Below are 26,282 nucleotides of genomic sequence, written 5' to 3' on the forward strand. Positions count from 1 at the left end.
ACACCGCCATCGGAGGTCAACCACCCATCACCAGATTGACCAACCTCCCTGGGCAGTACAGCTAGACCAGGCTGCCGCTGCGTTGTGCCGGGATCTCGATCGGGTGACCGTCGCGGGGGCTCACCGTCCGCAGGATCGACCGGCACTCCTGCGCCGGGACCCCCATCAGCGAGGACAGCGCGGTGATGGCGCCCTGGTCCAGCACCATGACGCCGGACGGCGCCGTCGACCAGCCCGAGCCCTCCTGCAGGTCCACCCAGCGACGCACCGGGGCCAGGCGCTCGTCGCGGCTGGCACCCAGCTCGGTCAGGTCGATGGTCAGCGGGCTGCCGCCCTGGTCGTCCTGGCGCAGCGCGAGGCCGCGCTCGGCCTGCGCGACCAGCGTGCTCATGCTCTCGCCCAGCGCGTGGGCGATGACCCACAGCACGTCGACGCGCAACGACCGGTGTCCGGTCTCGTAGTTGGCCAGCGCCGCCTTGGAGATCAGGCCCCCGGTGCGGGCGGCGACCTGCGCCTGGGTCAACTTCTGCCGGCGGCGCGAGTCGCGCAGCAGCCGGCACACCGCGGACGCGAACATCTCCTGCGACCAGGAGTCCACGGCCTGCGTCATCTCGTCTCCGTCTGGGCTCGGCCACGCCCGTGCACGCCGCGAAGCCGGCCACTGGGCCGGGTAGGTCGTGGTGTCACAGAACAGGGCGAATCTGTGGTGTGAGCGATCGGCTCGACAGCAGAGTGTCATACCGACGTTCAAGTAAACACACAGTCGGAGGCGAGTGTCCACTTTCGGACCAGTGAATCATCCGAACGTGACAGTGAGTAGTCGTATCGGGTCTGCCGAGCGGTCAGTCGAAGAGGGACCGGCCGAACCAGTCGCCGGCCTGCCGCACACCGGGCGGGCACGCCCAGACACCACCGCCGATGTGCGCGATGTACTCGTTCATCAGGTCGGACTTGCCCAGCCGCGTCTGCAGCACCTTGAACTGGGCGTGCGGGTCCCGCTGGTAGGACAGGAAGAACAGCCCGGCCGCCAGCTTGCCGGTGTCCGGGTCCTGGCCGTCGGTGTAGTTGTAGCCGCGGCGTAGCAGCCGGACCCCGCCGTTGGCCTCGGGCGAGGCCAGCCGGACGTGCGAGTGCGGGTCGATGACCGGCACGCCGTCCGCGCCCGTGCGGTGGAAGTCGATCGGCGTGAACTCGGTGCCGCCGGTCAGCGGCGCACCGGTGTCCTTGCGGCGGCCGAAGATCCGCTGCTGGTCGGCCAGGTCGTCGGTGTCCCACGACTCGATCTCCATGCGGATCTTGCGGGCCACCAGGTAGCTGCCGTCGTCCATCCACCGCTGGTCGCTGCCGGAGACCCAGACGTGCTGGTCCAGGCCACCGGTGTCGTCGGCATGGATGTTGTTCGTGCCGTCGCGGAAGCCGAACAGGTTGCGCGGCGTGGTCTGCCCGGCGCCGGTGGCCGACGCCCGGCCGAAGCCCAGCTGCGACCAGCGCAGCACGGCCGTCCCCCGGGCGGCCCGGACCATGTTGCGGATCGCGTGGAAGACCACCTGCGGGTCGTCCGCACAGGCCTGGATGCACAGGTCGCCGCCGGTGATGGCCGGCTTCATGACCGCGTCGCCGGGGATGGTGCCCAGCGGCGCCAGCGCGGCGGGGCGCCGGTCCGCGAGGCCGAACCGGTCGTCGAACAGGGACGCACCGAAGCCCACCGTGATGGTCAGCGAGTACGGCCCGGAGTCCATGGCCTCGCCGGTGTCGAAGGGCGGGGCGTCGGGATTGCCGGGCGAGTCGCTGACCGGCCGGCCGGCGGTGAACCGCGCGGCCAGGGCGGCCCACCGGCCCAGCAGCCGCTGCACGTCCTGGACGTCGGTGGAGGTCACGTCGAGCGCGGCGAACATCAACCGCTCCTGCTGCGGCGTGGTGATGCCCGCCTGGCGCGTCCCGTAGAACGGCACGGTCTGCGCCTCGCGCTGGGCGGCCAGCTGCCCGGCGGTGACCGGCGGTGCGGCCTCGGCCGAGGCCAGCCCGACCCCGGCGGCCGCACCGGCCGCCAGGCCTGCGGCTCCGATCGCGGCCCCGCCGAGGAAGCGTCGGCGGCTGGTGCCGCGGCGCGCCGGGTCCGGCGTCGCGGCCGAGGTCCCCGGTCCGTGCGCACCGGTCATGCCGTGATCTTCCCCGCGATGGCCGACAGTGGTTCCTGGACGGCCAGCAGCGCGTCGGTGAGCTTCTTCTTGTCCGCGCTGGACAGGTCCTGGTACGGCGTCCAGCCGCCCAGCGCCTTGGGATCGCGGTAGGTGTCCAGCACCGTGGTCAAGGCCTGGAACCGCTGGGTGATCTGCGGGACCAGCGTCGGGTCGATCCGGTTCAGCGCGGGTTCCAGCGTCGCGAACGCCTGCTGGGAGCCCTCGACGTTGGCCTCGAAGTCGAGCAGGTCGATCCGGGAGTACGCCTCCTCCTCGCCGGTGATCTTGGACTTCAGGACCTCCTCGAGCAGCCCGCTGGCGCCGTTGGCGATCTCGAACGGGGCGTACCCCTTGCCGTCGTCGGCCTTGGTCGCGGTGGACAGCTGACCGGTGAGCGTCTGCAGCTTCTTCACGTCGGCGACCAGCTTGTCCGCCAGCGGGCCGAGCCCCTTGGTGGTCTTCTTGACGAACAGCGCCTGCTCGATGGGGTGGAAGCCGGTCCACTCGGTGCCGGCCTCGACGTCCCCGACGCGCAGGTCGATCGCCGGGTCCAGGTCCGGGAACGACTCCGCGACCGGCTCGATGCGCTCGTAGAACGGCCGGGCCCTGGCGTAGGCGGCCCGGGCGGCGGCGAGGTCGCCCGCCTTGACGGCGTCGGCCAGCTGCCGCACCGGTACCTGCAGGAACGAGACCTGGTCGTCGACGTACCCGGCGTACTCGACCGCGGCCTGCTGCAGCAGCTCGGCGATGTCGCCGGTGCTCTCCGCCGCCTTGCCGGTGACCGTGAAGGGAACCCGCTCGGTGGCCGCCCCCGGGCAGTAGATCTGGTAGGCGCCGCCGTCGACCCGCACGCTGAACGTGCTGTCGAAGCCCGGCGTCAGGTTCTCCCGCTCGCCCAGGATCCGCTGCGCGGCGACCAGCTCGAGCTCGGTGACCCCGGTGGCGTCGACGTTCCGCAGGTCGAACGTGACCTGGCCGGCCGGGACGGTGTCCGGGCTGACCGCGCAGCCCTGGGCGTCGGTGATCGTCACGGTGACCCGGGAGCCGGACCCGGCCGCTGCCGAGGACGCCGCACCCGCCGACGACCCGGCCGCGCCGCCCGCCGACGACCCCGCCGACGAGCCGGCCGAGGTGGCGGCCGACGAGGCGCCGGCGCCGGTGCTGGTGCCGCACGCGGTGGACAGGACGGCGGTCGCCAGCACGGCGGCCCCCAGGGCGGTGGCGCGGCGGGACAGCCGGGCGCGGGTCATCGAGTCTCCTGCAGCAGGTGGGGTGGTCTCGCGGGTGGTCGGCGGGTGGTGCGTACGGCGCGCGGCCGGGTCAGCGACCGGTGCCGGGTGGCGCGGCGGTGGCCAGCGGCGGCGTCGCCGCTGCGGGACGGGGGACGGGTGCGGGACGCCGGCGGGTCCAGGCGCCGGCGGCGAAGGCCAGCAGTACGGCCGCGAACACCGCCAGCAGGGCCGGCACGACGGTCCCGAGCACCTGCCGGCGGTCCGCGGCGGACTCGGCGTCGACCGCCGCGGCCGTGCGGGCCTGCAGCGTCGCGGCGTCCGGGGCGAGCGAGACCGACCGGATCGACCCTCCGCTGAGCGACCGGCCGTCCACCGCGAACCGGACCGTCCTGGTGCCGGTGAGGGCGACACCGAGCACCGTCCCGGTGGCCTGGTCGACCGACACCTGGGGGATCCAGCTGTCCCGGTAGTCGACCGCGAAGGTCGCGGTGCGCGGGACGTCGCCGGTGCCGATGGGCAGCCGGCCGCCGCCCAGCGCGGCGACCTGCTCCCGGGTCAGCGTCGCGGGCAGCCCGGCGGACGCCGCGGCCGGCGCGCTCACGGCGGCGCCGTCGTAGCGCAGGGCCGTGCGGCCGGCCACGCTCTCCTGCCCGGCCAGCCGGAGCTCGGAACTGCCCTGCACCACGGACCCGTCGGACAGCCGGAGGTCGAGCGTCGCGGAGCCGTCGCCCGGGGCGACGTCGACGGTCCCGGTGGCGGTGAGCGTGGCACCGGACAGGTCCTGGCCGCCGGCGGGGTCGCTGCCGGACCGGACCGCGCCGAGGGCGGCGACCGACGCCGGGCCGGTGGCCGAGGCGGCCGGCCGGACGGCGACGAGAACGACCGCGACGACGGCCGCGACAGCGGCGGTGCCGGCGAGCAGCGCGGCCCGGGTCCGGGCGGACGGGGTGCGCCGCGGCGGCCACAGCACCACGGCCAGCATCGGAACCAGGTACAGCGCCCAGGCGACCAGCTCGATCACCGGGACCGTCGCCCGGATGCCGAGCATGCCGGTGAGCAGGGACTCCTGGACGCTGCCCGGCCGGGCGAGGACGTCGAGCCGGACGGCGGTCTGCTGGCCGACCGTGATCCAGCCCGCCTCGTAGGCCGCCCGCAGCGTGCTCATCACCAGGCCGGCGGCGACCAGGACGAGCACCACGCCGGTGATCCGGAAGAAGCGCGACAGGTTGAGCCGGACACCGCCGCGGTAGATGAGGTAACCGAGCACCAGCGCGACCGCGACGCCGAGCACGGCGCCGATCGAGGCCTGCACCGGTGAGGTGGTGGAGTGGAACGCCGCCAGCAGGAAGACGGCGGTCTCGAAGCCCTCGCGGAAGACGGCCAGGAACGCCATGACCACCAGGGCCGCGGCGCCACCGCCGGCCAGTGCTCCCCCGGCCGCGGCCTGCAGGTCGCTCTTGAGGTCGCGGGAGTGCGCGCGCATCCAGAGCACCATGTAGCTGACCATCACCACCGCGATCGCGGCGACGACGCACTCGAGCATCTCCTGCTGGCGCTGCGGCAGCGCGCTGTCCACCAGCTGCAGCACCACGCCGACCGCGACGCAGACGGCGACCGCGATGCCCACGCCGAGCCACATCCGGCGCAGCGCGTCCGGACGGCCGCTGCGGCGCAGGAAGGCGGCGATGATGCCGACGATGAGGGCGGCCTCCAGGCCCTCGCGCAGGCCGATCACCAGCGTCGCGAGCACCGCGCCTCCGTCCGATCCTGTTAGGCAAGCCTTGCCTGCCAGCGCGACGGTACCCCATCGCCCTCGCGGCCCCAAGCGGTCGGTGACCCCCGTCGCGGCGAATTCCCCGGCGGTTCGCCGGGCGACCGGGGCGCGGTCGGCGACCGTTCACCCCGACCGGGCCGGCCGGGCGCCGCCCGTACCATCGCCGAGTGACGATCCTGCCCATCGTGATCTGCGGCGAACCGGTCCTGCACCGTCCCACCACCCCGGTGACCGTGTTCGACGAGGAGCTCGAGCGCTTCGTGCAGGACCTGTTCGACACCAACACCGCGGCCAACGGGGCGGGCCTGGCGGCCAACCAGGTCGGCGACTCACGGCGGGTCTTCGTCTACGACTGCCCCGACGACGGGCAACGCCGCCGCGGGTACGTGGTCAACCCGGAGCTGGTCACCTCGACGGTCCCCGAGACCATGCCCGACCCCGAGGACGACCTCGAGGGCTGCCTGTCGGTGCCCGGCGAGAACTTCCCGACCGGACGGGCGGAGTGGGCCAAGGTCACCGGCGTGGACGTGCACGGCGAGCCGGTCGAGGTGGAGGGCACCGGCTTCTTCGCGCGCTGCCTGCAGCACGAGACCGACCACCTGGACGGGCACCTCTACCTGGACCGGCTGATCGGCCGGAACGCCCGCGCGGCGAAGAAGGCGGTCAAGGCGCACGGCTGGGGCGTGCCCGGGCACAGCTGGTTGCCGGGCCGCGACCCGGACCCGTTCGGCCACTGACCGGCCGGACGGCCGCACCGTCGGGGTCCCCGGCGCCGGCCGAGATGCCGCAACCGGAGACGGGCGGCCCGGCTGCGGTGACCCCGGGGCACCTAGGGTGGTTCAGTGTCCCCTGGTTCCGCCCCCGAGGCGACTGTCCCGTCCGACGTCGAGCGCGACGACCCGGAAGGCCGGGAGGACGACGCGGCCGCTGCCGCGGACACCCCGGCCGAGCCGAGGTCGGACGACGGCGCGGACCCGGACGACGACGCGGATCCCGACGCCGACCCGGACCCGGACCCGGACCCGGACGACGCGGACCGGGACGACGACGCGACCGACATCAGCACCGACACCGATCGGGCCACCGGTCCGGCACCGTCCGACCGGGTCGACCTGATCGTCGTGGCGAACCGGCTGCCGTTCGACCTGGAGCCCCAGCCCGACGGCACCACCAAGGCGCGCCAGGCCCCCGGCGGCCTGGTCACCGCGCTGGAGCCGATCCTGTCGCACCGGCACGGCGCGTGGATCGGCTGGCCGGGCACCGCGGACGTCGAGCTGGAAGCCACCACCACCGACGACCTCGTGCTGCACCCGCTGCGGCTGTCCGCCGAGGAGGTCGACCTCTACTACGAGGGCTTCTCCAACGCGACGCTGTGGCCGCTGTACCACGACGCCGTCGCCGACTCCGAGTACCACCGCGAGTGGTGGAACGCCTACGAGCGGGTCAACGAGCGCTTCGCGGAGCGGGCGGCCGAGGTGGCCGCGGAGGGCGCCACCGTCTGGGTGCACGACTACCAGCTGCAGCTGGTCCCGCAGATGCTCCGGCGCCGGCGTCCCGACCTGCGCATCGGCTTCTTCCTGCACATCCCGTTCCCACCCGCCGAGCTGTTCAACAGGCTGCCGTGGCGCACCCAGATCCTGGCCGGGCTGCTGGGCGCCGACCTCATCGGCTTCCAGCTGCCGGGCGGCAGCCGGAACTTCGTCCGGCTGGCCCGGACGCTGCTGGGCGTCCCGTCCAACGGCGGCGAGCTGCAGTGGGAGGGACGGCGGATCCGGGCCGGCGCCTTCCCGATCTCGATCGACTCGGCGGCGCAGTCCGCGCTGGCGGCCACCCCGCAGGTGCACGCCGAGGCGCGCCGGCTGCGGTCCGACCTGGGCAACCCGCGGAAGATCATCCTGGGTGTCGACCGGCTGGACTACACCAAGGGCATCGACATCCGCCTGCGCGCCTTCGGCGAGCTGCTGGCCGAGGGCGACCCCGCGGTGCAGGACACCGTGCTCGTGCAGATCGCCACGCCGAGCCGGGAGCGGCTGCAGTCGTACAAGGCCGCCCGCGAGGACATCGAGCGCACCGTCGGCGCGCTGAACGGCGACTACGGCCGGATCGGCCGGCCCGCCGTGCACTACCTGCACCAGTCGCTGCCGCGGCAGGAGCTGGCCGCGTTCTACGTCGCCGCCGACGTCATGGCGGTCACCCCGCTGCGGGACGGGATGAACCTGGTGGCCAAGGAGTACGTCGCCTGCCGGGTCGACGGCGGCGGCGTGCTGCTGCTCTCCGAGTTCACCGGGGCGGCGCGCGAGCTCAAGTCCGCGCTGCTGGTGAACCCCTACGACGCGGACGGCGTCAAGGACGCGCTGCGCACGGCCCTGACCACCTCCGCGGTGCAGGCGCGGCGGCGGATGCGGACGCTGCGCCGGCAGGTGCTCACCCACGACGTCGACCGCTGGGCCGCGGCGTTCCTGTCCGAGCTGGAGGGCACCCGGGACCGGCTCGCCGAGGCCCGGGACCGGATCGGACCCGACGCGCTGGCCGCAGTGATGGCCATCAGCGACACCGAGCGGCTGCTCGTCGCCACCGACTTCGACGGGACGCTCGCCCCGATCGTCGACGACCCGGCGACGGCACGGCCGCTGCCGGAGACCGTCGAGGCGCTGCGGGCACTGGCCGCCATCCCCGGGACGACGGTCGCGGTGGTGTCCGGCCGCGCCCTGTCGGACCTGCGGGAGATGGTCGGCGACGGCCCCGGCGTGGAGCTGATCGGCAGCCACGGCGCCGAGACCAGCGAGCCCGGCGGCCGCGACGACCAGCTGTCGGGGGTCGCGGCGCAACGGCTGGCCAAGCTGCGCCGGGTGCTCCAGGCCATCACCGCCGAGTACCCGGGGATCCGGCTGGAGCCCAAGCCCACCGGCGTCGCGGTGCACCTGCGCGGCGCCGACGACGCCGACGCCAGCGCCGTCACCCGCGCCATCGAGGAGGACCCGGCGACCTGGTCCGGGGTACACCTGCTGCGCGGCAAGAAGGTGCTCGAGCTGTCCGTCGTGGCCACCGACAAGGGCCGCGCGGTGTCCGAGCTGGCGCACCGGCACCACTGCACCGGGACGGTCTTCATCGGCGACGACATCACGGACGAGAACGCCTTCAACGCCCTCGGCCCGCACGACCTGGGCGTCAAGGTGGGCGGCGGCGCGACCTCCGCGGACGTCCGGATCGCCGACCCGGCCCACGTGGGTGACCTGCTCCGGGTGCTGCGTCACGCACGTGGGCGCGGCCGCAGCAGGCACGGCGTCGGCGACGACGCCGGCTGACCGGCCGGCTCCCCGCCGGCGGCGCCCGTCCCCGGTGAAGCCGCCGGTCAGATCCGCGGCGGCGCCGTGGTCCGTCCGGGGGTGAGCGCGGTGGGCAGCACCACCCGCCGGCCGCGGGCGGTGCGGCCCGGGTCGAGCAGCAGCCGGCCGGCCTGCCGTCCCTTCTCCAGGGACGGCTGGACGACCGTGGTGAGCTCCAGGTCGAGGGCGGCGCGGACGCCGTCGAACCCGGTGACCGAGACGTCCTCGGGGACGCGCTGGCGCCGCCGCGCGAGTTCCTGCATGGCGCCCATCGCCAGCACGTCCGAGGTGGCGACCAGCGCCGTGATGCCGGGGTCCATCGCCAGCACCGCCGCGGCGCCGCGGGCGCCGGCCTCGAGCGAGTGGTCGAACTGCTCGACCACCGGCACCCGGTCCCAGGCGACCCCGGCCGCGACGAACCCGGCCCGCAGCCCCGCCAGCCGGTGCCGCTGCACGTGGTAGTGCGCCTGCTGCTGGCGCGCCAGGTCGACGGGCCCGTCCCGGCGCGCCCGGCCGAGCCGCATGCACACCACGCCGATCCGCCGGTGGCCCAGCTGCACCAGGTGCTCGGCGATCTCCCGGGCGGCCGCGGCGTCGTCGATGCCCACCAGGTCGGTGCCGCGCAGCGCGGGCTGGTCGCAGATCACCGCGGGCAGCCGCCGGGACAGCACGGCGTGCAGGTGCGGGTCGTCGTCGGGCATCGAGTAGGCGACGAAGCCGTCCACCGCGGCGCTGGCGACGCCGCTGACGTCGTCGGACCCGGGCCGGGCCGGCACCAGCAGCAGGCCGACCCTGGCCGTGTCGCACTCCAGCGTCAGGCCCTCCAGGAAGGCGAGCGCGGCCGGGTCCCGGAAGGCGTAGGAGAGCTGCTCGGTGAGCAGCAGTCCCACCGCTCCGGCCTTGCGGGTCCGCAGCGACCGGGCCACCGGATCCGGGCCGGGATAGCCCAACCGCGCGGCGGCCTCCATCACCCTGGCGCGCAGCTGCGGCGAGAGCTGGTCCGGCCGGTTGTAGGCATTGGAGACCGTCGTGCGGGACACCCCGATCTCGGCGGCCAGGGACGCCAGCGTCGCCGGTGGCCGGGAGCGGGGCGGCGAGTCCATCAGCAGAGGGTAGGACGGCACCGGTGGCGCTCCGACCGCCCGGCGACAGCGCGCCGCGCGTCGCGCGGTCCCGCTCCGGCGCGATCCACCCGGCGATCACCGGTAAGCGCTTTCCAGACGATCCTTCCGTTGCCGTCCCCTCGGCGTTACGGTGGGCCCCAGCGGGAGTGATCTCTCGTTGCGACCCACCGGCGGGCCGATCGAGCCGCGGGTGCACGTCCGAGCAGCACAGCGTGCGGCCGGCGCGGTCGCGATCGACGCGGCGGGACTCCCGCCGCCCGCACCCGCCGCGCGCGGGTCGATCGAAGGGACGCACACCACATGGCAGAGGTCGTCTACGACGAGGCCTCGCGGGTCTACGCCGGCAATCCGCCGGTCCGCGCGGTCGACAAGCTGAACCTGAACATCTCCGACGGCGAGTTCCTGGTGCTCGTCGGCCCCTCCGGCTCCGGCAAGTCCACCGCGCTGCGGATGCTGGCCGGGCTGGAGGACATCAACGAGGGCCGCATCCTCATCGGCGGCCGGGACGTCACCAACGTCCCGCCGAAGAACCGGGACATCGCGATGGTGTTCCAGTCGTACGCCCTCTACCCGCACATGACGGTCGCCGACAACATGGGCTTCGCGCTCAAGCTGCGCGGGGTGAACAAGGCCGAGATCGCCAAGAAGGTCCGCGAGGCCGCCGGCCTGCTCGACCTGGAGCGCTACCTGGACCGCAAGCCCAAGGCGCTCTCCGGCGGCCAGCGGCAGCGGGTCGCCATGGGCCGGGCCATCGTCCGCGAGCCGTCCGTCTTCCTCATGGACGAGCCGCTGTCGAACCTGGACGCCAAGCTCCGGGTGGAGACCCGCGCGAACATCGCCGAACTGCAGGCCCGCCTGGGCACCACCACCGTCTACGTCACCCACGACCAGGTCGAGGCCATGACGATGGGCCACCGGGTGGCGGTGCTCAAGGACGGCATCCTGCAGCAGGTCGACACCCCGCGGACGCTGTACGACCGCCCGAACAACGTCTTCGTCGCCGGATTCATGGGCTCGCCGGCCATGAACCTCTTGACCGCCCCGCTGGTCAGCGAGGGCGCCAAGCTCGGCGAGACCGTGGTGCCGCTGCCCCGCGAGCTGCTCGCCGAGGCCTCGTCCAAGGGCCTGACCGAGGTGACCTTCGGCGTCCGACCGGAGAACTTCACCCTGGCCAGCGAGGGCATCCCGGTCACCGTGGACCTGGTCGAGGAGCTCGGTGCGGACTCCTTCATCCACGGCCACGGGCCGGACGGCCGGCGCGTGGTCATCCGCGCGGACGCCCGGATCTCGCTGACCAACGGGTCCACCATCCGGGCCACGGTCACCGACGGCGACCACATCCACCTGTTCGACCCGACGACCGGCCTGCGGCTGCAGAGCTCGAAGGCGGTCCCGGCGGACGCGACGGCCCACGGCGGTTCGTCGCCGGCGCTGCAGAAGTCCTGAGCGGCCCCCGCCGGCGCCACTCGCGCCGCCGGTGACACTCCGCGAGGGCGGCCCGCTGCGTGCGGGCCGCCCTCCGGCGTCTGCGGACCCCGGACGGCGACACCGTGCGGGGACCCGCACCCCTCGTTGCGGCGACGGTGTGGCGGGCCGGGTTCTCGGCCCGCCGGGCGGACGGTGGGGCGTCAGGCCGACGGGGTCGTCGCGGGTGCGGCCGCCGGCTCGGCCGCACCGGCCCTGGCGGGTCGCCGGACCCAGCCGCGCCGGTCCCGAGCCGCGCCCACCAGTCGGCAGCCGAGGTAGATCAGGAACGAGATGGTCGTGACGTAGGGGCTGATCGGCAGGCTGCCGCCCACCCCGAGCAGGATGCCGCCGACCACCGCGGTGACCGCGAACACCACCGACAGCACCGGCACCCACAGCGCCGACGCGGTCACCCGCATCGCCGCGGCGGCGGGCGTCACCAGCAGCGCCAGCACCAGCAGCGCGCCGACGATCTGCACCGACATCGCCACCGCAAGCCCGAGCACCACCATGAACAGCGGCGACAGCGCGCGCACCGGCACGCCGCGGGCCGCGGCGATCTCCGGGTCCACGCTGGCGAACAGCAACGGTCGCCACAGCACCGCCAGGGCGACCAGCACCACCGCACTGATCACCGACAGCCAGCGCAGCTGCGGGTCGTCGACGGCGACGATCTGGCCGAGCAGGTAGCCGAACTTGTTCGCCGCGCGCCCGGTGTACAGCGACAGGAACAGCACGCCGAGGCCCAGCCCGAACGGCATGACGACGCCGATGGCCGACGACCGCTCCCGGGCCCGCACCCCCAGCACGCCGAAGATCAGCGCGGCCAGCAGCGACCCGACGACGGAGCCGACCACGACGTTGGCGCCGAGCAGCAGCGCCAGCGCCGCTCCGGCGAAGGACAGCTCGCTGATCCCGTGCACGGCGAAGCTCAGGTCGCGGAGCACCACGAACACGCCGATCAACCCGCCGACCAGGCCGAGCAGCGCACCGGCCAGCAGCGAGTTGTGCACCAGGGCCAGTAGAGCGCCGTAGTTCTGGAAGTCGAAGACCCGGCTCCACAGGTCGTTCACCGGCGCCATCCCTGGGTGGCCAGCGGGTCGTGGCGACCGTGGTCGTGGGCGTCCGGCGGGTGCGGCAGGTGGTCGTCCCAGGACTGGTGCAGCCCGGCCGCCATGTCACTGGCCGCGACGACGACGAGCCGGCCGTGGGCCTGGATGACGTCGACCGGCGCCTGGTAGAGCTCGGACAGCCGCTCCGAGGTCATCACCTCCGACGGCGGCCCCAGGGCCCAGCGTCCCTCCGCCAGGTAGAGGACCTGGTCCACGTAGTCGATGACGGCGTTGACCTCGTGGGTGACGAACAGCACGGCCGTGTCGCGGTCGCGGCGCCGCCGGTCGATGAGCGCCGCCACCTCCTGCTGGTGGGCCGGGTCGAGGGCGGCCAGCGGCTCGTCGCACAGCAGCAGCAGGGGGTCCGTCGCCAGCGCCTGCGCGACCCGGACCCGCTGCAGCTCGCCGCCGGAGAGCTGGGCGACGGGCACGTCCGCGAGGTGGGCCGCGCCGACGTCCGCGAGCAGCCGGTCGACGGTGTCCCGGAGCCGGCGGCGGGCGGCACCCACGGTGAACGGCGGCCCCCACCGGTGCCCGTCCACGCCGAGCCGCACCAGGTCGCGGACCCGCACGGCCGCGGCGGCGTCGATCGCGACCCGCTGCGGGACGTAGCCGACCAGGCCGCTCCCCCGCCGGACCGGCGCCCCGGCGATCCGGGCGGAGCCGTGCCGCAGCGGCTGCTGCCCGAGCAGCACCCGGAGCAGGCTGGTCTTGCCGGATCCGTTGGCGCCGAGCACGGCGACGAACTCGCCGCGGCGGATCGACAGGTCCAGGTGGGTCCACAGCACCCGGGCGCCGTACGTCAGCTCGGCGTCGGCCAGCTCGACGACCGCACCACGCGGCGAGGCGCTGGGCTGGGCGGGCACCGGATCAGTGTCCACCGTCGCGAGGGGCGTCCCGACCATCTCTGCAGTCCCGAGCTCCCCTGCCGTCCCGGCCACGCCGACCGTCGTGGCCGCCCCGGCCGTCCCGGCCGCTGGGCCGGTGCCCGCCACCCCGGACCGGCCGGCCGGCAGCCCGCGCGTCACCGGGTGACCGCCGCGGCGATGGCGTCCAGGTTGGCCTTCATCCAGCCCTGGTAGTCCTGTCCCTCCGGCAGGGTCTCGGTGACCGGCACGACCGGGACGCCGTTGGCCTTGGCGGCCGCCAGCACCTGCTCGGTCTGCGGGCCGGTGGTCTGCTCGTTGTAGACGAGCGCCCGCACCTGGTGGCCGGAGAACAGCGCCAGGGTCTGCGCCAGCACGGCCGGCGCCACGTCGGTCTCGTTCTCGACGGCCTCGCTGAACCGCTCCGGCGTGCGGTCCTGCACGCCGATCGCCTCCAGCATGTACAGCGGCACCGGCTCGGTGATCGCGACCGCCGCGCCCCGGGCGGTGCGGGCCACGTCGGTCTCCTGCTGCTCGAGCGCCCGGACGGCGCCGTCGAAGCGGCTCGCGTTCGACCGGTACGTGTCGGCGTGCGACGGGTCCTTGCGGCCGAGGGCGTCGGCCACGGCGTCGGCCACCGTCACGGCCGTCTTCAGGTCGTACCAGACGTGCTCGTTCAGATCCTCGGACTCCGCCCGACCGGACAGGGCCACGGCGTCGAGCACCGGCGCGGTGCTGTGCGCGGAGTCGATGAGCGTCGTCATGAAGTCGTCGTACCCGCCGCCGTTGCGCACCAGGACGTCGGCCCGGCTGACGGCGAGCAGGTTCTGGGCGTTCGCCTCGTAGGAGTGCGGGTCCGCCGACGGGTCGGAGAGCAGCGAGGTGACGGTGACCCGGTCGCCGCCGACCTGCCGCACCACGTCGCCCCAGACGTCGGTGGACGCGACCACCGACAGCGTCCCGCCGGCGGCGGAGCTCTGCGTGCTGCCCGCCGAGCCCTGGCCGGTGGAGCCGCACGCCGTCGCGGCCACCACCACGACGCCGAGCACGAATCCTGCCACCACCCGCGGCGTCCGCCGCACCGTCGTCGCCATCGAGGCCTCCTCCTGAGAATGGTTCTCACTATAGACAGGACGCCGCCCCTTGCCGACCCGGGGTCGCGCCCGGCGCGTCCGACGTGGTGGGCTGGCGGCAGAGACCGATACGGACGGGCACGGCGCCCGGCGACGCGGGTCCGCGTCCCACCGGTTCGGTCCGGGACCCGGGCGCGGCCGGAACGGCTCCGTCGGTCGGGACAGGGCGATACAGGGGGATACGGTGCGGCTGGTCAACTTCCGCGATGCGGCCGAGTTCGGCGGGACCCCACTGGCACCCGGACGGCTGTTCCGCTCCGCGGCGCCGTACCTGCTGACCGGGGCGGACGTCCAGCGCCTGCAGCAGCGGGGCATCGCCACGGCGGTGGACCTCCGCGAGCCGGACGAGGCGATGCCGCCGGACTGGCAGCCGGCCGTCGACCGGGGCCTCCGGGTGGTGCGGGTGCCGCTCGCCGGTCAGGTGATGGCGTCGCGGCGGGCCCGCCGCCGGGTGCAGGCGGACCGGGCCGAGGGGCATGCCGTGCTCGGCGGCTTCTACGTCGACATCGTGGAGCACGCCGGGGCCGGGCTGGTGCAGGTGCTCGAGACGGTGGCCGCGGGAGGACCGGTCCTGGTGCACTGCGCCGCCGGCAAGGACCGGACGGGCACGGTCGTCGCGCTGCTGCAGAGCCTGGCCGGCGCGGACGAGGACGCCGTCGTCCGCGACTACGTCGAGACCAACCAGGCGATGCCGGCGGTGCTCCGTCAGGAGTGGCTGGCGCGGTCCGGCGCCACCCCGGACGACACTGACCGGGCGGACACCGACGACACTGACGACACCGACGACACCGACGACACCTCGCCGACCGCCGCCGCGCGGGGGTCCGCGGACACCGACCCGATCACCGCACCGACCGGGCTGCAGGCGGCGCCGGAGGGGGCCATCCGGATGCTGCTGGACCACCTGCGCGAGCACGGTGGAACCCGCGCGGTGCTGGGCCGCCACGCCTCCCCGGACCTGCTGGACCGGGTGGTCGCCGCCTTGACCGCCGGTCAGCCGGCCTGAGCCACCCGCCGGCGCCGCGCCACCTCGGCCAGCACCACGCCGGCGGCGACCGACGCGTTCAGCGACTCGACCTGGCGCGCCATCGGGATCGACACCGTCACGTCGCACACGGTCCGGGTCAGCCGGGACAGGCCGCGGCCCTCCGACCCGACCACGAGGACCAGCGGCCCGGTGGCCAGCTCGAACGCGTCGGTGTCCACCGTGCCGTCGGCGTCCAGCCCGGCGATCATCAGCCCGGCCTCCGCGTACTCCTTGAGCGTCCGGACCAGGTTGGTGCACCGGGCGACGCGCAGCCGTGCCGCGGTCCCGGCCGACGTCCGCCACGCGGACGCGGTCATCCCGGCGGAGCGGCGTTCCGGCACCAGCACGCCGTGGGCACCGAAGGCGGCGGCCGAGCGGACGATGGCGCCCAGGTTCCTCGGGTCGGTCACCCCGTCCACGGCCACCACGAGCGCCGGCCGCCCCGAGTCCCGGGCGCGGGCCAGCAGGTCCTCCGGGTGCGCGTAGTCGTAGGGCGGCACCTGCAGCGCGAGCCCCTGGTGCACCGCACCGCCGGTGAGCCGGTCCAGCTCCGCCCGCGACACCTCGAGCAGCGCGATGCCGCGCTCGGCCACGGCGTTCACCGCCTCGGTCACCCGCTCGTCGGTGGCCAGGCCGGTGGCGACGTACAGCGCGGTCGCCGGCACTCCGGCCCGCAGCGCCTCCACGACGGGATTGCGCCCGACCACGGTCTCCGGCAGGTCACCGCGGTCGCGGCGCTGGCCGCCGGCGGGTGCCGCGTCGCGCCGGGCCGCCGCGGCGGCGCGCCGGGCGGCGGGGTGTCCCTTGCGCGCCTCGGCCGGCGGCGTCGGGCCCTTGCCGCGCAGACCACGCCTCGCCTGCCCGCCGGATCCGACGACGGCGCCCTTCTTGGTCCCCGTCTTGCGGACCGCGCCGCGTCGCTGGGAGTTGCCGGCCATGACGGTGCCGCCTTCCACACCTCGTGCTGCTGTCCCTGCCATCCTCCCGGGCACGGCGTCGCCCCGCCAAACCCGCCGGGGGCCGGTGCGACCGCCCGTCGCCCCCGGGTGTGGCACCGGACCGGACGGGCCCGGCCGGTGCCCGGCGGCGCCGGCCGGTCCCTGGGGAGGTCAGCCGACGGACCAGACCGGCCCGTCCGGGGTGTCCTCGACGGCGAAGCCGGCCGCGGACAGTTTGTCGCGGATGGCGTCCGCGGCGGCCCAGTCGCGCCGGGCCCGCGCCGCGGTGCGCTCCTGCAGCAGCTCGGTGAGCAGGGCGTCCGTCGCCGCGCGCAGCCCCCCGCCGGTCCCGCCGGCCGACGTCCACGGCTCGGCGAACGGGTCCAGGCCCAGCACCGCCAGCATGCCCCGGACCGCCGACGCCTCCGCCGCGGCTCCGTCGCCGTCCGCGGCCGCCAGGGCCGTGTTGCCGGCCCGCACCCGGTCGTGCAGCACGGCCAGCGCCCGGGGCACCGACAGGTCGTCGTCCATGGCCGCGGCGAAGTCCTCGGGGACGTCGCCGACCCCGGCCGGACCCACCCGTTCCGCGACCCGGGACAGGAAGCCCTCGACCCGCTCGAACGCCGTGGCCGCGTCGTCCAGAGCACCGTCGGAGAACTCGATCGACGAGCGGTAGTGCACGCTCACCAGGTAGTACCGCAGGGCGATCGGCCGGACCCGCCGGGTCAGCGCCGGCACCGACAGCACGTTGCCCAGCGACTTGGACATCTTCTCGCCGGCCATCGTCACCCAGTGCGAGTGGACCCAGTAGCGGGCGAACCCGGCGCCGGTGCCGTGCGACTGCGCCGCCTCGTTCTCGTGGTGCGGGAAGATGAGATCGATCCCGCCGCCGTGGATGTCGAACGCGTCGCCGAGGTAGGCGCGGGCCATCGCGGAGCACTCGATGTGCCAGCCGGGGCGACCGGGACCCCAGGGCGACGGCCAGGACGGCTCCCCCGGCTTGGCGGCCTTCCACATCGTGAAGTCGGCCGGGTCCCGCTTGCCGGCGCCTTCGGACTCGCCCTGCACCATCTCGTCGAGCCGCTGCCCGGACAGGAACCCGTAGTCCGGCTGCGTCCGGACGGCGAAGTAGACGTCGCCGGCGGCCGCGTAGGCACGGCCGGCGTCGATCAACTCCGCGATCATCTGCTGGATCTGCGGGATGTGGCCGGTGGCGCGCGGTTCGACGGTGGGCGGCAGGCAGCCCAGGGCGTCGTAGGCCCGGCTGAACTCCCGCTCGTGCTCGGCGGCCCAGGCCCACCACGGCCGGCCGGCCTCGGCCGCCTTGGTCAGGATCTTGTCGTCGATGTCGGTGACGTTCCGGACATGCACCACCTCGAAGCCGCTGAACTCGAGCCAGCGACGCAGCACGTCGTACACGATGCCGGCCCCCCGCAGGTGGCCGATGTGCGGCACGGCCTGCACCGTGGCCCCGCAGTTGTACAGACCGACCCGCCCGGGATGCAGCGGCTCGAACGGCCGCACCTCGCGGGCCGCCGTGTCGTACAGGCGCAGGGGCATCCCGGCATCGTACGAGGTGGCGCGCGGCACCCACGGCGTCCGGCGGCCCGCCGCGGGCGGCGCACGGGTCCCGGCCGCCCGGTCCGCGGGACGCGACGCGGCGTGCCGCCGGGCTGCCGGACGGGCGGCGGGCGACGATCCTCTGGCGGACGGACGGCGCCGCGTCACTCCGTCGACCGCTTGACGCCACCTGCGTGCTCCTTCAAGATGAGCAGTAATCTGCTCGAAGTTGCACTTTTGGCGCGTTTTACGCGCAGAAACTCGCAGTCCACCACCTCACCCCGGAGCTGCCCATGAAGAGATCCGCCGTCCTGACCGGCCTGACGCTCAGCGCAGGACTGCTGCTCGCCGCCTGCGGAGGTTCGTCGTCCGGCGGGTCGTCCACGTCGTCGAGCTCGTCCGTCTCGAGCCCGGCGTCGTCCGCAGAATCGTCCCCCGCGTCCTCCGCCGGGTCGTCGTCCGCAGCGACCTCCGGCGGCTCGTCCTCCGGAACCTCCTCGTCCGGTTCGACGGCCGGTTCGGGCGGCAGCGGCGCCCCGATGACCGGCGATGCGAACTTGTCGACGAGCATCTCGATCCTCGCTCCCAGCTACGCCGACTCCTCGAAGTCGGACTGGGAGACGATCATCTCGGGCTACAACAAGCTGTACCCGAACGTGAAGGTCAACCTGCAGATCGAGGCGTGGGACGGCTTCACCGACAAGGTGCAGACCCGGATCCAGGGCAACGACCTGCCGGACATCCTCAACGACAACAACTACGCCGACTACGTCAAGAACAACCTGCTCTACCCGATCACCGACGTGATGAGCCCGGCGACCTTCTCGTCGATCGTCCCGAGCCTGGCGGCCAACGGCAAGGGCACCGACGGCAAGCAGTGGGCCGCACCGGACATCGCCTCGGCGCGGATCATGGTCTACAACACCCAGCTGTTCCAGCAGGCCGGGGTGAGCACGCCGCCGAAGACCTGGGACGAGCTGCTGGCCGACGCCCAGAAGATCCAGAAGCTGGGCAACGGCATCTCCGGCTACGGCATGCCGCTGGGCAAGGAGGAGGCGCAGGTCGAGGCCAGCCTGTGGATCTGGGGCAACAAGGGCGACTGGGTCGACAGCTCCGGCAAGATCACCGCCAACTCGCCCGCCAACGTCGCGGCGTTCGACGAGATGAAGAAGTTCATCGACGGCGCCGCGGTACAGCCGAACCCCGGCGCCACGAACCGGCAGGCCGTCGCGGACCTGTTCAACCAGGGCAAGCTCGGCATGTACATCACCCACCCCGGCCTGGTCGCCGAGACCCGGAAGAAGTTCCCGAACGTCAAGTTCGAGCTGGCGCCGGTGCCGAGCAAGGACGGCACCACCAACGTCTCGCTCGGCGTCACGGACTTCATCGTCGCCTTCGACAACAAGGACGACAGCCGCAAGCAGGCGACGAAGGCCTTCCTGGATTACATGTACAGCCCCGAGGTGTACCAGAAGTGGGCAGCCGGGACCGGTCTGCTGCCGGTGACGGAGGGCGCGATCAAGCTCGGCGAGCAGTCGACGCCGGAGAACAAGCCGTTCTACGACGCGTTGCCCAACGTCAAGTTCCTGCCCCAGAGCAACCCGAACTGGTCCAACCTGCAGAACGCCCTGCAGGCCAACGGCGGTGAGATCGCCACCAAGTCCGGCCAGGAGACCCTGGACGACATCCAGGCGCAGGTCGACGCGGCGGGCTGACCCGCCCCGTCGCCGGCCGCCGGGCGGTGCGCGCACGTCGCCACCGCCCGGCCGCCGGGGCGGCCACAGGTCCGCGCGCGCCGCCCCGGGGCCGCGCGCGGACCGACGCTCGCGGGCGCACCCGCACCCCGACCGGCTCCCGTGCCGGACCCACCGACCCCGACCGGACGACAGGAGCCCCGATGGCCACCGCGCTGCACCCGCCGGAGGTCCGGCGCCGCGGCCGCGGCCGCGCTCTGCTGGCCGCCCTGCCCTGGCTGGCACCGGCGCTGGTGCTGATCATCGGCGTGGTGCTCTACCCGGCCGGTTACATGATCTACACGGCGTTCCGGAAGATCACCAAGATCGGCGTCGAGACCGGCGCCGCCGGGTGGTCGAACTTCCGCACGGCCCTGACGTTCCCGGCCGTGCCGATCGGCAAGGTCTTCCTCAACACCTTCGTCTGGACCGTGGTCGTCGTCGTGGCGACCGTGCTCCTCTCGCTCGCGCTGGCGCAGTTCCTCGACAAGACCTTCCGCGGCCGCAAGCTGGTGCGGCTGGCGGTCGTCGTGCCGTGGGCCGCGTCGGTGGTCATGACCTCGACCGTCTTCTACTACGGCCTCAACCGCGACTACGGCCTGATCAACAAGGCCCTGGTCGACCTGGGGATCCTGTCGGCGCCGTACGGGTTCACGCAGAACGCGACGTCCGCGTTCTGGGTGGCCGTGTTCGTCGCCGTCTTCGTGTCGCTGCCGTTCACCACGTACACGGTGCTGGCCGGCCTGCAGTCGGTGCCCGGAGAGGTGCTGGAGGCCGCGCAGGTCGACGGCGCCGGTCCCGCCGTGCGCTACCTGCGGGTGGTGCTGCCCATCCTGCGGCCGGCCATCGCGGTCGCCACCCTGATCAACATCATCAACGTCTTCAACTCGCTGCCGATCCTGCGGGTGCTCACCGGCTCGCTACCGGGCTATGGCGCGGACATCACCACGACGTTGATCTTCAAGTACAAAACCGCGCTGGGACCCGGTGTCTCGTCGGCGCTGTCGGTGGTCAACTTCCTGGTGGTGCTCGTCATCATCGCCATCTACCTGGCCGTCGTCCGGCCGACCCGGGAGGTCTGAGGTGACCGCCACGCCGAGCATCGCGCCGGTCCCCACCGTCCGCGACCGGCGCACCGGCCGGCCGCCCCGGCGGCGCGCCGGCGGCGGCGCCTCCCGACGGTCCAACCCGGTCGCCATGGCGATCGGCGCCGTGGTCATCGTGGTGGTCTTCCTGCTGCCCTACGTGATCATGCTGTCCGGGTCGCTGCGGTCCCAGCCGGACATCACCCACATCCCGCCGACCTACTTCGGCCCGTCGGTGCTGTTCCGCAACTACCTCACCATGTGGTCGTCCAGCGTGGACCCGGTCAAGGGCCTCATCGCCACCGTCGTCATCTCGACGTTCGCCACCCTGCTGGTGCTGGTCTGCGCGACGCCGGCGGCCTACTACACGGCCCGGTTCCGCTTCCCGGGCCGGCTGGCCTTTCTGCTGCTGGTGCTCGTCACGCAGATGCTGCAGCCCACCGTGCTGGCCGTGGGCCTGTTCCGGGAGATGCTGCAGCTGGGCATCAACGACACCTGGCTCGCGATGATCCTGATCAACGCCGCGTTCAACCTGGCGTTCGCCGTGTGGATCATGCAGTCGTTCTTCGCCGCCGTCCCCAAGGAGATCGACGAGGCGGCGACGATCGACGGTGCCGGCAAGCTGCAGGTGCTGTTCCGGGTGTCGCTCCCGCTGGTCTGGCCGGGCATCGTCACCGCGGTCATCTTCGTCTTCGTGGCGTCGTGGAACGAGTACGCCGCGTCCTCGGTGATCATGACGAGCAACGACAAGCAGCCGCTGACGGTGACGCTGCCGCGGTTCATCGGCCTGTACAACGCCGAGTGGCAGTACATCTTCGGCGTCTCTGTCGTCGCCGTGCTGCCGGTCGTGGTGCTGTTCGCGGTCATCGAGAAGCGGCTGATCGGCGGACTGACCGCCGGCGCCGTGAAGTGATGCCGCCGGCCGGCCCGACACCGCCCGGGTGGCGCCGCAGACCGCTTCGCCCTCGCCGTCGCTGGTCCCGGACCGCCGGGTCCCGCGCACCGATCCCGTCCGTCCCTTCCCGTCAGGAACAGTGCTGATGACCCCCGCGCCGATGACCCCCGCCGCCCACGTGACCGCCGAGATCGCCAGCCAGCCCGAGACCTGGCAGCGGGCCCTGGAACTGCTGCCCCGGGTCCGCGACGTGCTGCCCCGACCCGGCCAGCGGGTGGCCGTGGTGGGCTGCGGCACCAGCTGGTTCGTGGCGCAGAGCTACGCCGTGCACCGCGAAGCGGCGGGTCAGGGCTGGACCGATGCGTTCGCCGCCTCCGAGTTCCCCGACGCCCGCGCCGGTCAGTACGACCTCGTGGTGGCGATCAGTCGCTCCGGCACCACCACCGAGGTGCTCGACCTGCTGCGCCGGCTGCCGGACGGGCAGCGGACGCTGGCCGTGATCGGCGACCCGCGGTCGCCCGGTGCGTCGGCCGCCGACGACACCGTGCTGCTGGACTTCGCCGACGAGCAGTCCGTGGTGCAGACCAGGTTCGCGACCAGCGCACTGCTACTGCTGCGGGCCGGGCTCGGCGAGGACCTCGGCCCGGTCGTCGAGCAGGGGCGGGCGGCCGTGACCGCGGACCTGCCGCCGGGCTGGCAGGACCGCTGGCAGTTCGTCTTCCTCGGCACGGGAACCTCGGTGGGCATCGCGCACGAGGCCGCGCTCAAGATGCGGGAGGCGGCGCTGGCCTGGTCGGAGTCCTACCCGGCGTGGGACTACCGGCACGGGCCGATCGCGGTGGCCCAGGAGCGGACCCTGGCGTGGATCTTCGGCGAGCCGCCGGCCGGCCTGGAGGACCAGATCCGGGCGACCGGCGCCACGGTGGTCCGCAGCGACGACGACCCGCTGGCCTCGCTGGTGCTGGCCCAGCGGCTGGCCGTGGCGGTCGCGCTGCACCGGGATCTGGACCCCGACACGCCGCCGCACCTGACCCGGTCGATCGTCCTGTCCTGAGGTCCGCCGCCGGTCGGCGCGCCGGCGCTCGACGGGCCGGCGCGACGGGCATCTCTCGCAGCGGATGCCCGAGGACGGGTCAGCCGCGTCCCGGTCCGGGCCCCAGGTACCGCCGGGCGAACTCCAGCGACTCCCGGACGTCGACCACCCGCTGTGCGGCGCTGACCGTCCGGGTGGAGATCTCGACGACGACCGACCCGGAAAAGCCGTCGGCCACCATGGACTGCAGGATCCGGGCGCACGGCTGCGCCCCGCGGCCGGGCACCAGGTGTTCGTCCTTGGTGCTGCCGGACCCGTCGGTCAGGTGCAGGTGGGACAGTCGGCTGCCCATGCGCCGGTACATGTCCCAGGTGTCGATGCCGGACGTCGCGGTGTGCGACAGGTCGAGCGTGTAGTGGGCGTGCCCGGCCGAGACCGGGTCCCAGTGCGGCCGGTACCCGTTCACCAGCGCACCGGCCACCTTGAGCGGGAACATGTTCTCGACGGCGATGACCACGTCGGTGCGGCTTTGCAGCTCGGCGACCGACTCGGTGAAGCTGGCCGCCGCCGCCCGCTGCCAGACGAACGGCGGGTGCGTCACCACGGTGCGGGCGCCGACCTTCTCGGCCATGTCGATCGACCGGGCCAGCTTGACCAGCGGGTCGGTGGACCACACCGTCGAGGTGACCAGCAGGCACGGGCTGTGCACCGCGAGCACCGGCATCCGGTACCGGTCGGAGTAGGCCTTGATGGCGTCCGGGTTCTGGCTGGCCAGCTCCGTCTGGACCATGACCTCGACGCCGTCGTAGCCCAGCTCCGCTGCGCGGGAGAACCCTGCCGAGGTCGGCTCCGGGTAGACCGAGCCGGTCGACAACCCGACCGCCACCGCCACTCCGGCTCCCCTCCCTGCTGCCGTCCCGGCCGGGACCGCCTGGCCCGGGGACCTGCCACGCTACCTGCCGCCCGTCTCCGGCCGGCCCGTCCGGTGGGGTCCGGGGACCCCCTGGTCGGACGCACCGGGGTCGCGCCCGACGGCTGCGCCGCCGAGGGCGACCGGCGGGTCGCCGGGCGCCGGGCTCGGCGCCGGGCGCTCGGCCTCGGCCCGCACCACGGTCTCGGCCCGGTGCGCCGCCGGGTTCCACATGTCCTCGAACGGCCCGAGGAACGAGTGGTCGGTGCCCTGCCGGCGGGCCCGCCGGGCCAGCAGCACGAAGGCCGCCAGCGCCGCCACGACGACGCCGACCCCCAGCGCCGGCAGCCAGGCCTCCATGGGGCGCGACCGTACGCCGGCCGTACCCCACGCGCGTCTCGCGGACGCGGGCGGGGATCCACACCGGCGGACCGGGCCCTTGACACCTCTCGAACATGTGTTCGACCATGGTCCGCATGAGCAGCGACCGCCGCAGCATCGGGCCCCTGTCGCACGAGGTCCGCGATCGTGGCACCTGGAGCCGCGAGCGGCCGCCGGGTCACAGCCGCATCTGTTGGGCCGCCGCCCTGGGACGGGCGCGGCATGCCGCGCCACTGGCCCCCGAGGCGGCGGTGCCCGCAGAGGCCGGGCGCATCCTGGCCGCCGATCCCGCGGCCTGCCTGTGCGGCCGGCAGGCCGGGCACACCCGCGGCCGCCGGCAGCGGGCGTGACGCCGTGGGTGGATCAGACCTCGAGCTTGTACCCCAGCCCGCGCACGGTGATCAGGTAGCGCGGCGCTGCCGGATCCGGCTCGATCTTGGCGCGCAGCCGCTTGACGTGGACGTCGAGCGTCTTGGTGTCGCCGACGTAGTCCGCGCCCCAGACCCGGTCGATCAACTGCCCGCGGGTGAGCACCCGGCCGGTGTTGCGCATCAGGTACTCGAGGAGGTCGAACTCCTTGAGCGGCAGCGCCACCTCGGTCCCCTGCACGCTGACCACGTGCCGCTCCACGTCCATCCGCACGGGGCCGGCCACCAGCACCGACTCGGCGGGTTCCTCCGGTTCCGCGCCGCGCCGGAGGACGGCCCGGATGCGGGCCACCAGCTCCCGGGACGAGTACGGCTTGGTGATGTAGTCGTCCGCGCCGAGTTCCAGCCCGACGACCTTGTCGATCTCCGAGTCGCGGGCGGTCACCATGATCACCGGCACGGACCCCTTGGCCCGCAGCTGCCGGCACACCTCGGTGCCGCTCATCCCGGGCAGCATCAGGTCCAGCAGGACGATGTCCGCGCCGGACCGCTCGAACTCCGCGAGCGCGTCCGGCCCGGTACCGGCCACCGCCGTCGAGAAGCCCTCGCGGCGGAGGAGGAAGGCCAACGGGTCGGCCATCGACTCCTCGTCCTCGACGATCAACACCTTGGTCACTCAGTTCCCTCCGGTCAGTGCGGTGCGGGTGCGCGGCTGCCGGCCGGCACCCCCGGCGGGCACGCCCGGCGTGCCCGCGTCGATCGGATCCGCCCCGGCATCCGCGGCCGGGTCGGCGCCGCCCGTGGCGCCGTCGTCCGGCTCGTGGCCGTCGGGCTCGGTGCGGTACAGCGGCAGGCGCAGCGTGAAGGTCGACCCGGTGCCCGGCTTGGACCACACCGTCGCCTCGCCGCCGTGATTGGCGGCCACGTGCTTGACGATCGCGAGCCCCAGGCCGGTGCCGCCGGTGGCCCTGGACCGCGCCGGGTCGACGCGGAAGAACCGCTCGAAGACGCGGTCCAGGTGCTCGGCCGGGATGCCGATGCCGCGGTCGGTCACCGAGACCTCGACGTAGCCGTCGCGGACGCGGCAGCTGACCGAGACGGCCGTGCCGGACGGCGAGTAGTGGACCGCGTTGTCGATCAGGTTGGACAGCGCGGTGACCAGCATCGGCCGGTCGCCGAGCACCAGCAGCCCGCACGCGGGGCCGCGGACCAGCGTGATGCCGGCGTTCTCGGCCAGGGTCGACGCACGCGACAGCCCCTCGCCGATCACGCCGTCCACCTCGACGACGGACAGGTCGGGCAGCGGGTCGGCGCCCTGCAGCCGGGACAGCGTCAGCAGCTCGGAGACCAGGGCGCCCATCCGGGTCGACTCGCGCACCAGTCGCTCGCCGAAGCGACGGACCGAGTCCGGGTCGTCGGCGCCGTCGACCACTGCCTCGGCCAGCAGCGACATGGCCGACACCGGCGTCTTGAGCTCGTGGGAGACGTTGGCGACGAAGTCGCGCCGGACCGCTTCCAGCCGGGAGCCCTCGGTGTCGTCGGTCGCGACCACCAGCACCGGCCCGGCCCGCAAGGGGCGCACCGTGACGTGCACGGTCATCGGCGCCGGTCGCGGGCCGAACAGGCCCGGCGGCGAGTCAGGGCCGCGCAGCTCGACGTCGACCGGCTCCCCCGAGGCCAGCGCCCTGGAGGCGGCCGCCGCGACGGACGGATGGGGCAGGCCGGCGCGGACCACGCCGAGCTGACCCGCCGCGGGCGTGGTGTAGAGGATCCGGGTCGAGGCGTCGAGCAGGACGTGCCCGACCGGCGAGCGGGCCAGCACCAGCTGGGCGTGGGCACCCGCGTCCGACACCGGGCCGTCCTCGGCGCCGCGCGGACGCCGGCGGTACCGCGCCACCAGCGCCGCGAGCACGACACCGAGCAGCACGCCGGCCGCCGCGACGCCGAGCACGGCGAACCAGGACATACGGCGATGGTAGGGGCCGGTCGGGCGCCGTCCTGCCCGAGCGCGCCCCGCTCGCCGCGGGTTGACCCGGTCGACGCCCGCCGGACCGGTGCCGCACACCCGGACGTCACCCGACGTTCACCCGGGCCCGGCGGCCGCCCGGTGCGCCTGCCGGGCCGGGCGGCCGCCGGGG

At 74.0% G+C, this 26,282-nt stretch carries 24 protein-coding genes; 9 read left to right on the top strand and 15 right to left on the bottom strand.

Annotated features, from left to right (window positions below; translation table 11 throughout):
- Positions 1 to 61: 61 nt before the first annotated feature.
- The 4 genes from IEY37_RS19135 to efeU form a co-directional block, all read right to left on the bottom strand.
- A complete protein-coding gene (locus tag IEY37_RS19135) occupies positions 62 to 610 on the bottom strand; it encodes a helix-turn-helix domain-containing protein (RefSeq protein ID WP_188944519.1) in 549 nt (182 codons plus the stop codon).
- Positions 611 to 842: 232 nt separating this feature from the next.
- The gene (efeB, locus tag IEY37_RS19140; RefSeq protein WP_188944521.1) at positions 843 to 2,159 is read right to left on the bottom strand and encodes an iron uptake transporter deferrochelatase/peroxidase subunit; all 1,317 of its coding nucleotides are present in this window, start codon (positions 2,157 to 2,159) and stop codon (positions 843 to 845) included.
- Complete coding sequence (gene efeO / locus IEY37_RS19145) at positions 2,156 to 3,430, bottom strand: iron uptake system protein EfeO (protein ID WP_188944523.1); 1,275 nt, start codon at positions 3,428 to 3,430, stop codon at positions 2,156 to 2,158. The genes efeB and efeO overlap by 4 nt, the downstream gene beginning before the upstream one ends.
- Before the next feature lie 70 nt (positions 3,431 to 3,500).
- Entirely contained in the window at positions 3,501 to 5,162 is a 1,662-nt protein-coding gene (efeU, locus tag IEY37_RS19150; protein ID WP_188944525.1) for an iron uptake transporter permease EfeU, read from the bottom strand.
- Positions 5,163 to 5,353: 191 nt separating this feature from the next.
- Here efeU and IEY37_RS19155 point away from each other — a divergent pair, with 191 nt between their 5' ends.
- Positions 5,354 to 5,923 (top strand): peptide deformylase, encoded by a 570-nt coding sequence (locus IEY37_RS19155; RefSeq protein WP_188944527.1) that lies wholly within the window; start codon positions 5,354 to 5,356, stop codon positions 5,921 to 5,923.
- A gap of 105 nt (positions 5,924 to 6,028) precedes the next feature.
- Positions 6,029 to 8,491: a bifunctional alpha,alpha-trehalose-phosphate synthase (UDP-forming)/trehalose-phosphatase gene (locus IEY37_RS19160; protein WP_308426415.1), complete on the top strand. Its 2,463-nt coding sequence runs from the start codon at positions 6,029 to 6,031 to the stop codon at positions 8,489 to 8,491.
- Between the two features lie 47 nt (positions 8,492 to 8,538).
- On the opposite strand, the gene IEY37_RS19165 is transcribed toward IEY37_RS19160, so the two are convergent.
- Positions 8,539 to 9,615, bottom strand: a complete 1,077-nt coding sequence (locus tag IEY37_RS19165) for a LacI family DNA-binding transcriptional regulator (protein ID WP_188944529.1) — start codon at positions 9,613 to 9,615, stop codon at positions 8,539 to 8,541.
- Positions 9,616 to 9,936: 321 nt separating this feature from the next.
- Here IEY37_RS19165 and IEY37_RS19170 point away from each other — a divergent pair, with 321 nt between their 5' ends.
- Positions 9,937 to 11,082 (top strand): ABC transporter ATP-binding protein, encoded by a 1,146-nt coding sequence (locus IEY37_RS19170; protein WP_188944531.1) that lies wholly within the window; start codon positions 9,937 to 9,939, stop codon positions 11,080 to 11,082.
- Positions 11,083 to 11,264: 182 nt separating this feature from the next.
- Here IEY37_RS19170 and IEY37_RS19175 read toward each other — a convergent pair whose 3' ends face one another.
- From IEY37_RS19175 to IEY37_RS19185, 3 genes are all read right to left on the bottom strand, one after another.
- Positions 11,265 to 12,185 (bottom strand): metal ABC transporter permease, encoded by a 921-nt coding sequence (locus IEY37_RS19175; RefSeq protein WP_188944533.1) that lies wholly within the window; start codon positions 12,183 to 12,185, stop codon positions 11,265 to 11,267.
- A complete protein-coding gene (locus tag IEY37_RS19180) occupies positions 12,173 to 13,120 on the bottom strand; it encodes a metal ABC transporter ATP-binding protein (protein WP_188944588.1) in 948 nt (315 codons plus the stop codon). The genes IEY37_RS19175 and IEY37_RS19180 overlap by 13 nt, the downstream gene beginning before the upstream one ends.
- A 119-nt stretch (positions 13,121 to 13,239) precedes the next feature.
- Positions 13,240 to 14,175 (bottom strand): metal ABC transporter solute-binding protein, Zn/Mn family, encoded by a 936-nt coding sequence (locus IEY37_RS19185; RefSeq protein ID WP_229674655.1) that lies wholly within the window; start codon positions 14,173 to 14,175, stop codon positions 13,240 to 13,242.
- 223 nt (positions 14,176 to 14,398) lie between these two features.
- Between IEY37_RS19185 and IEY37_RS19190 the strand changes: the two genes are divergently transcribed.
- Entirely contained in the window at positions 14,399 to 15,220 is an 822-nt protein-coding gene (locus IEY37_RS19190) for a tyrosine-protein phosphatase (protein WP_188944535.1), read from the top strand.
- On the opposite strand, the gene rlmB is transcribed toward IEY37_RS19190, so the two are convergent.
- The 3 genes from rlmB to IEY37_RS19205 all read right to left on the bottom strand — a co-directional run bounded on the left by rlmB (position 15,208) and on the right by IEY37_RS19205 (position 18,310).
- Positions 15,208 to 16,179 carry a 23S rRNA (guanosine(2251)-2'-O)-methyltransferase RlmB gene (gene rlmB / locus IEY37_RS19195; RefSeq protein ID WP_188944537.1) on the bottom strand — a complete coding sequence of 324 codons (972 nt, stop codon included), beginning with the start codon at positions 16,177 to 16,179 and terminating at the stop codon, positions 15,208 to 15,210. The genes IEY37_RS19190 and rlmB overlap by 13 nt on opposite strands.
- Before the next feature lie 171 nt (positions 16,180 to 16,350).
- Complete coding sequence (gene cysS / locus IEY37_RS19200; RefSeq protein ID WP_188944539.1) at positions 16,351 to 17,739, bottom strand: cysteine--tRNA ligase; 1,389 nt, start codon at positions 17,737 to 17,739, stop codon at positions 16,351 to 16,353.
- Between the two features lie 247 nt (positions 17,740 to 17,986).
- Positions 17,987 to 18,310: a hypothetical protein gene (locus IEY37_RS19205; protein ID WP_188944540.1), complete on the bottom strand. Its 324-nt coding sequence runs from the start codon at positions 18,308 to 18,310 to the stop codon at positions 17,987 to 17,989.
- On the opposite strand from IEY37_RS19205, the gene IEY37_RS19210 reads away from it, so the two are divergent.
- The 4 genes from IEY37_RS19210 to IEY37_RS19225 all read left to right on the top strand — a co-directional run bounded on the left by IEY37_RS19210 (position 18,297) and on the right by IEY37_RS19225 (position 22,506).
- Positions 18,297 to 19,454, top strand: coding sequence for an extracellular solute-binding protein (locus IEY37_RS19210; protein WP_188944541.1), 1,158 nt, complete (start codon positions 18,297 to 18,299; stop codon positions 19,452 to 19,454). The genes IEY37_RS19205 and IEY37_RS19210 overlap by 14 nt on opposite strands.
- A 182-nt stretch (positions 19,455 to 19,636) precedes the next feature.
- The gene (locus tag IEY37_RS19215; RefSeq protein ID WP_188944542.1) at positions 19,637 to 20,554 is read left to right on the top strand and encodes a carbohydrate ABC transporter permease; all 918 of its coding nucleotides are present in this window, start codon (positions 19,637 to 19,639) and stop codon (positions 20,552 to 20,554) included.
- 1 nt (position 20,555) lies between these two features.
- Entirely contained in the window at positions 20,556 to 21,470 is a 915-nt protein-coding gene (locus IEY37_RS19220; RefSeq protein ID WP_229674656.1) for a carbohydrate ABC transporter permease, read from the top strand.
- A 127-nt stretch (positions 21,471 to 21,597) separates the two neighbouring features.
- Positions 21,598 to 22,506 (top strand): SIS domain-containing protein, encoded by a 909-nt coding sequence (locus tag IEY37_RS19225; protein WP_229674657.1) that lies wholly within the window; start codon positions 21,598 to 21,600, stop codon positions 22,504 to 22,506.
- A gap of 79 nt (positions 22,507 to 22,585) precedes the next feature.
- Here IEY37_RS19225 and IEY37_RS19230 read toward each other — a convergent pair whose 3' ends face one another.
- Together IEY37_RS19230 and IEY37_RS19235 are read right to left on the bottom strand one after the other, a co-directional pair.
- Complete coding sequence (locus IEY37_RS19230; protein ID WP_188944543.1) at positions 22,586 to 23,377, bottom strand: sugar phosphate isomerase/epimerase family protein; 792 nt, start codon at positions 23,375 to 23,377, stop codon at positions 22,586 to 22,588.
- Positions 23,378 to 23,437: 60 nt separating this feature from the next.
- Positions 23,438 to 23,755: a hypothetical protein gene (locus IEY37_RS19235; RefSeq protein ID WP_188944544.1), complete on the bottom strand. Its 318-nt coding sequence runs from the start codon at positions 23,753 to 23,755 to the stop codon at positions 23,438 to 23,440.
- A 116-nt stretch (positions 23,756 to 23,871) separates the two neighbouring features.
- On the opposite strand from IEY37_RS19235, the gene IEY37_RS19240 reads away from it, so the two are divergent.
- Positions 23,872 to 24,126 (top strand): hypothetical protein, encoded by a 255-nt coding sequence (locus tag IEY37_RS19240; RefSeq protein WP_188944546.1) that lies wholly within the window; start codon positions 23,872 to 23,874, stop codon positions 24,124 to 24,126.
- Between the two features lie 13 nt (positions 24,127 to 24,139).
- Here IEY37_RS19240 and IEY37_RS19245 read toward each other — a convergent pair whose 3' ends face one another.
- Positions 24,140 to 24,820 (bottom strand): winged helix-turn-helix domain-containing protein, encoded by a 681-nt coding sequence (locus tag IEY37_RS19245; RefSeq protein WP_188944547.1) that lies wholly within the window; start codon positions 24,818 to 24,820, stop codon positions 24,140 to 24,142.
- On the bottom strand, positions 24,821 to 26,110 hold the full coding sequence (locus tag IEY37_RS19250) for a sensor histidine kinase (protein ID WP_229674658.1): 1,290 nt from the start codon (positions 26,108 to 26,110) through the stop codon (positions 24,821 to 24,823). It lies immediately after the preceding gene.
- Positions 26,111 to 26,282 lie beyond the last annotated feature (172 nt).

It is taken from the genome of Nakamurella endophytica (assembly GCF_014646215.1).
Classification (GTDB): Bacteria; Actinomycetota; Actinomycetes; order Mycobacteriales; family Nakamurellaceae; genus Nakamurella; species Nakamurella endophytica.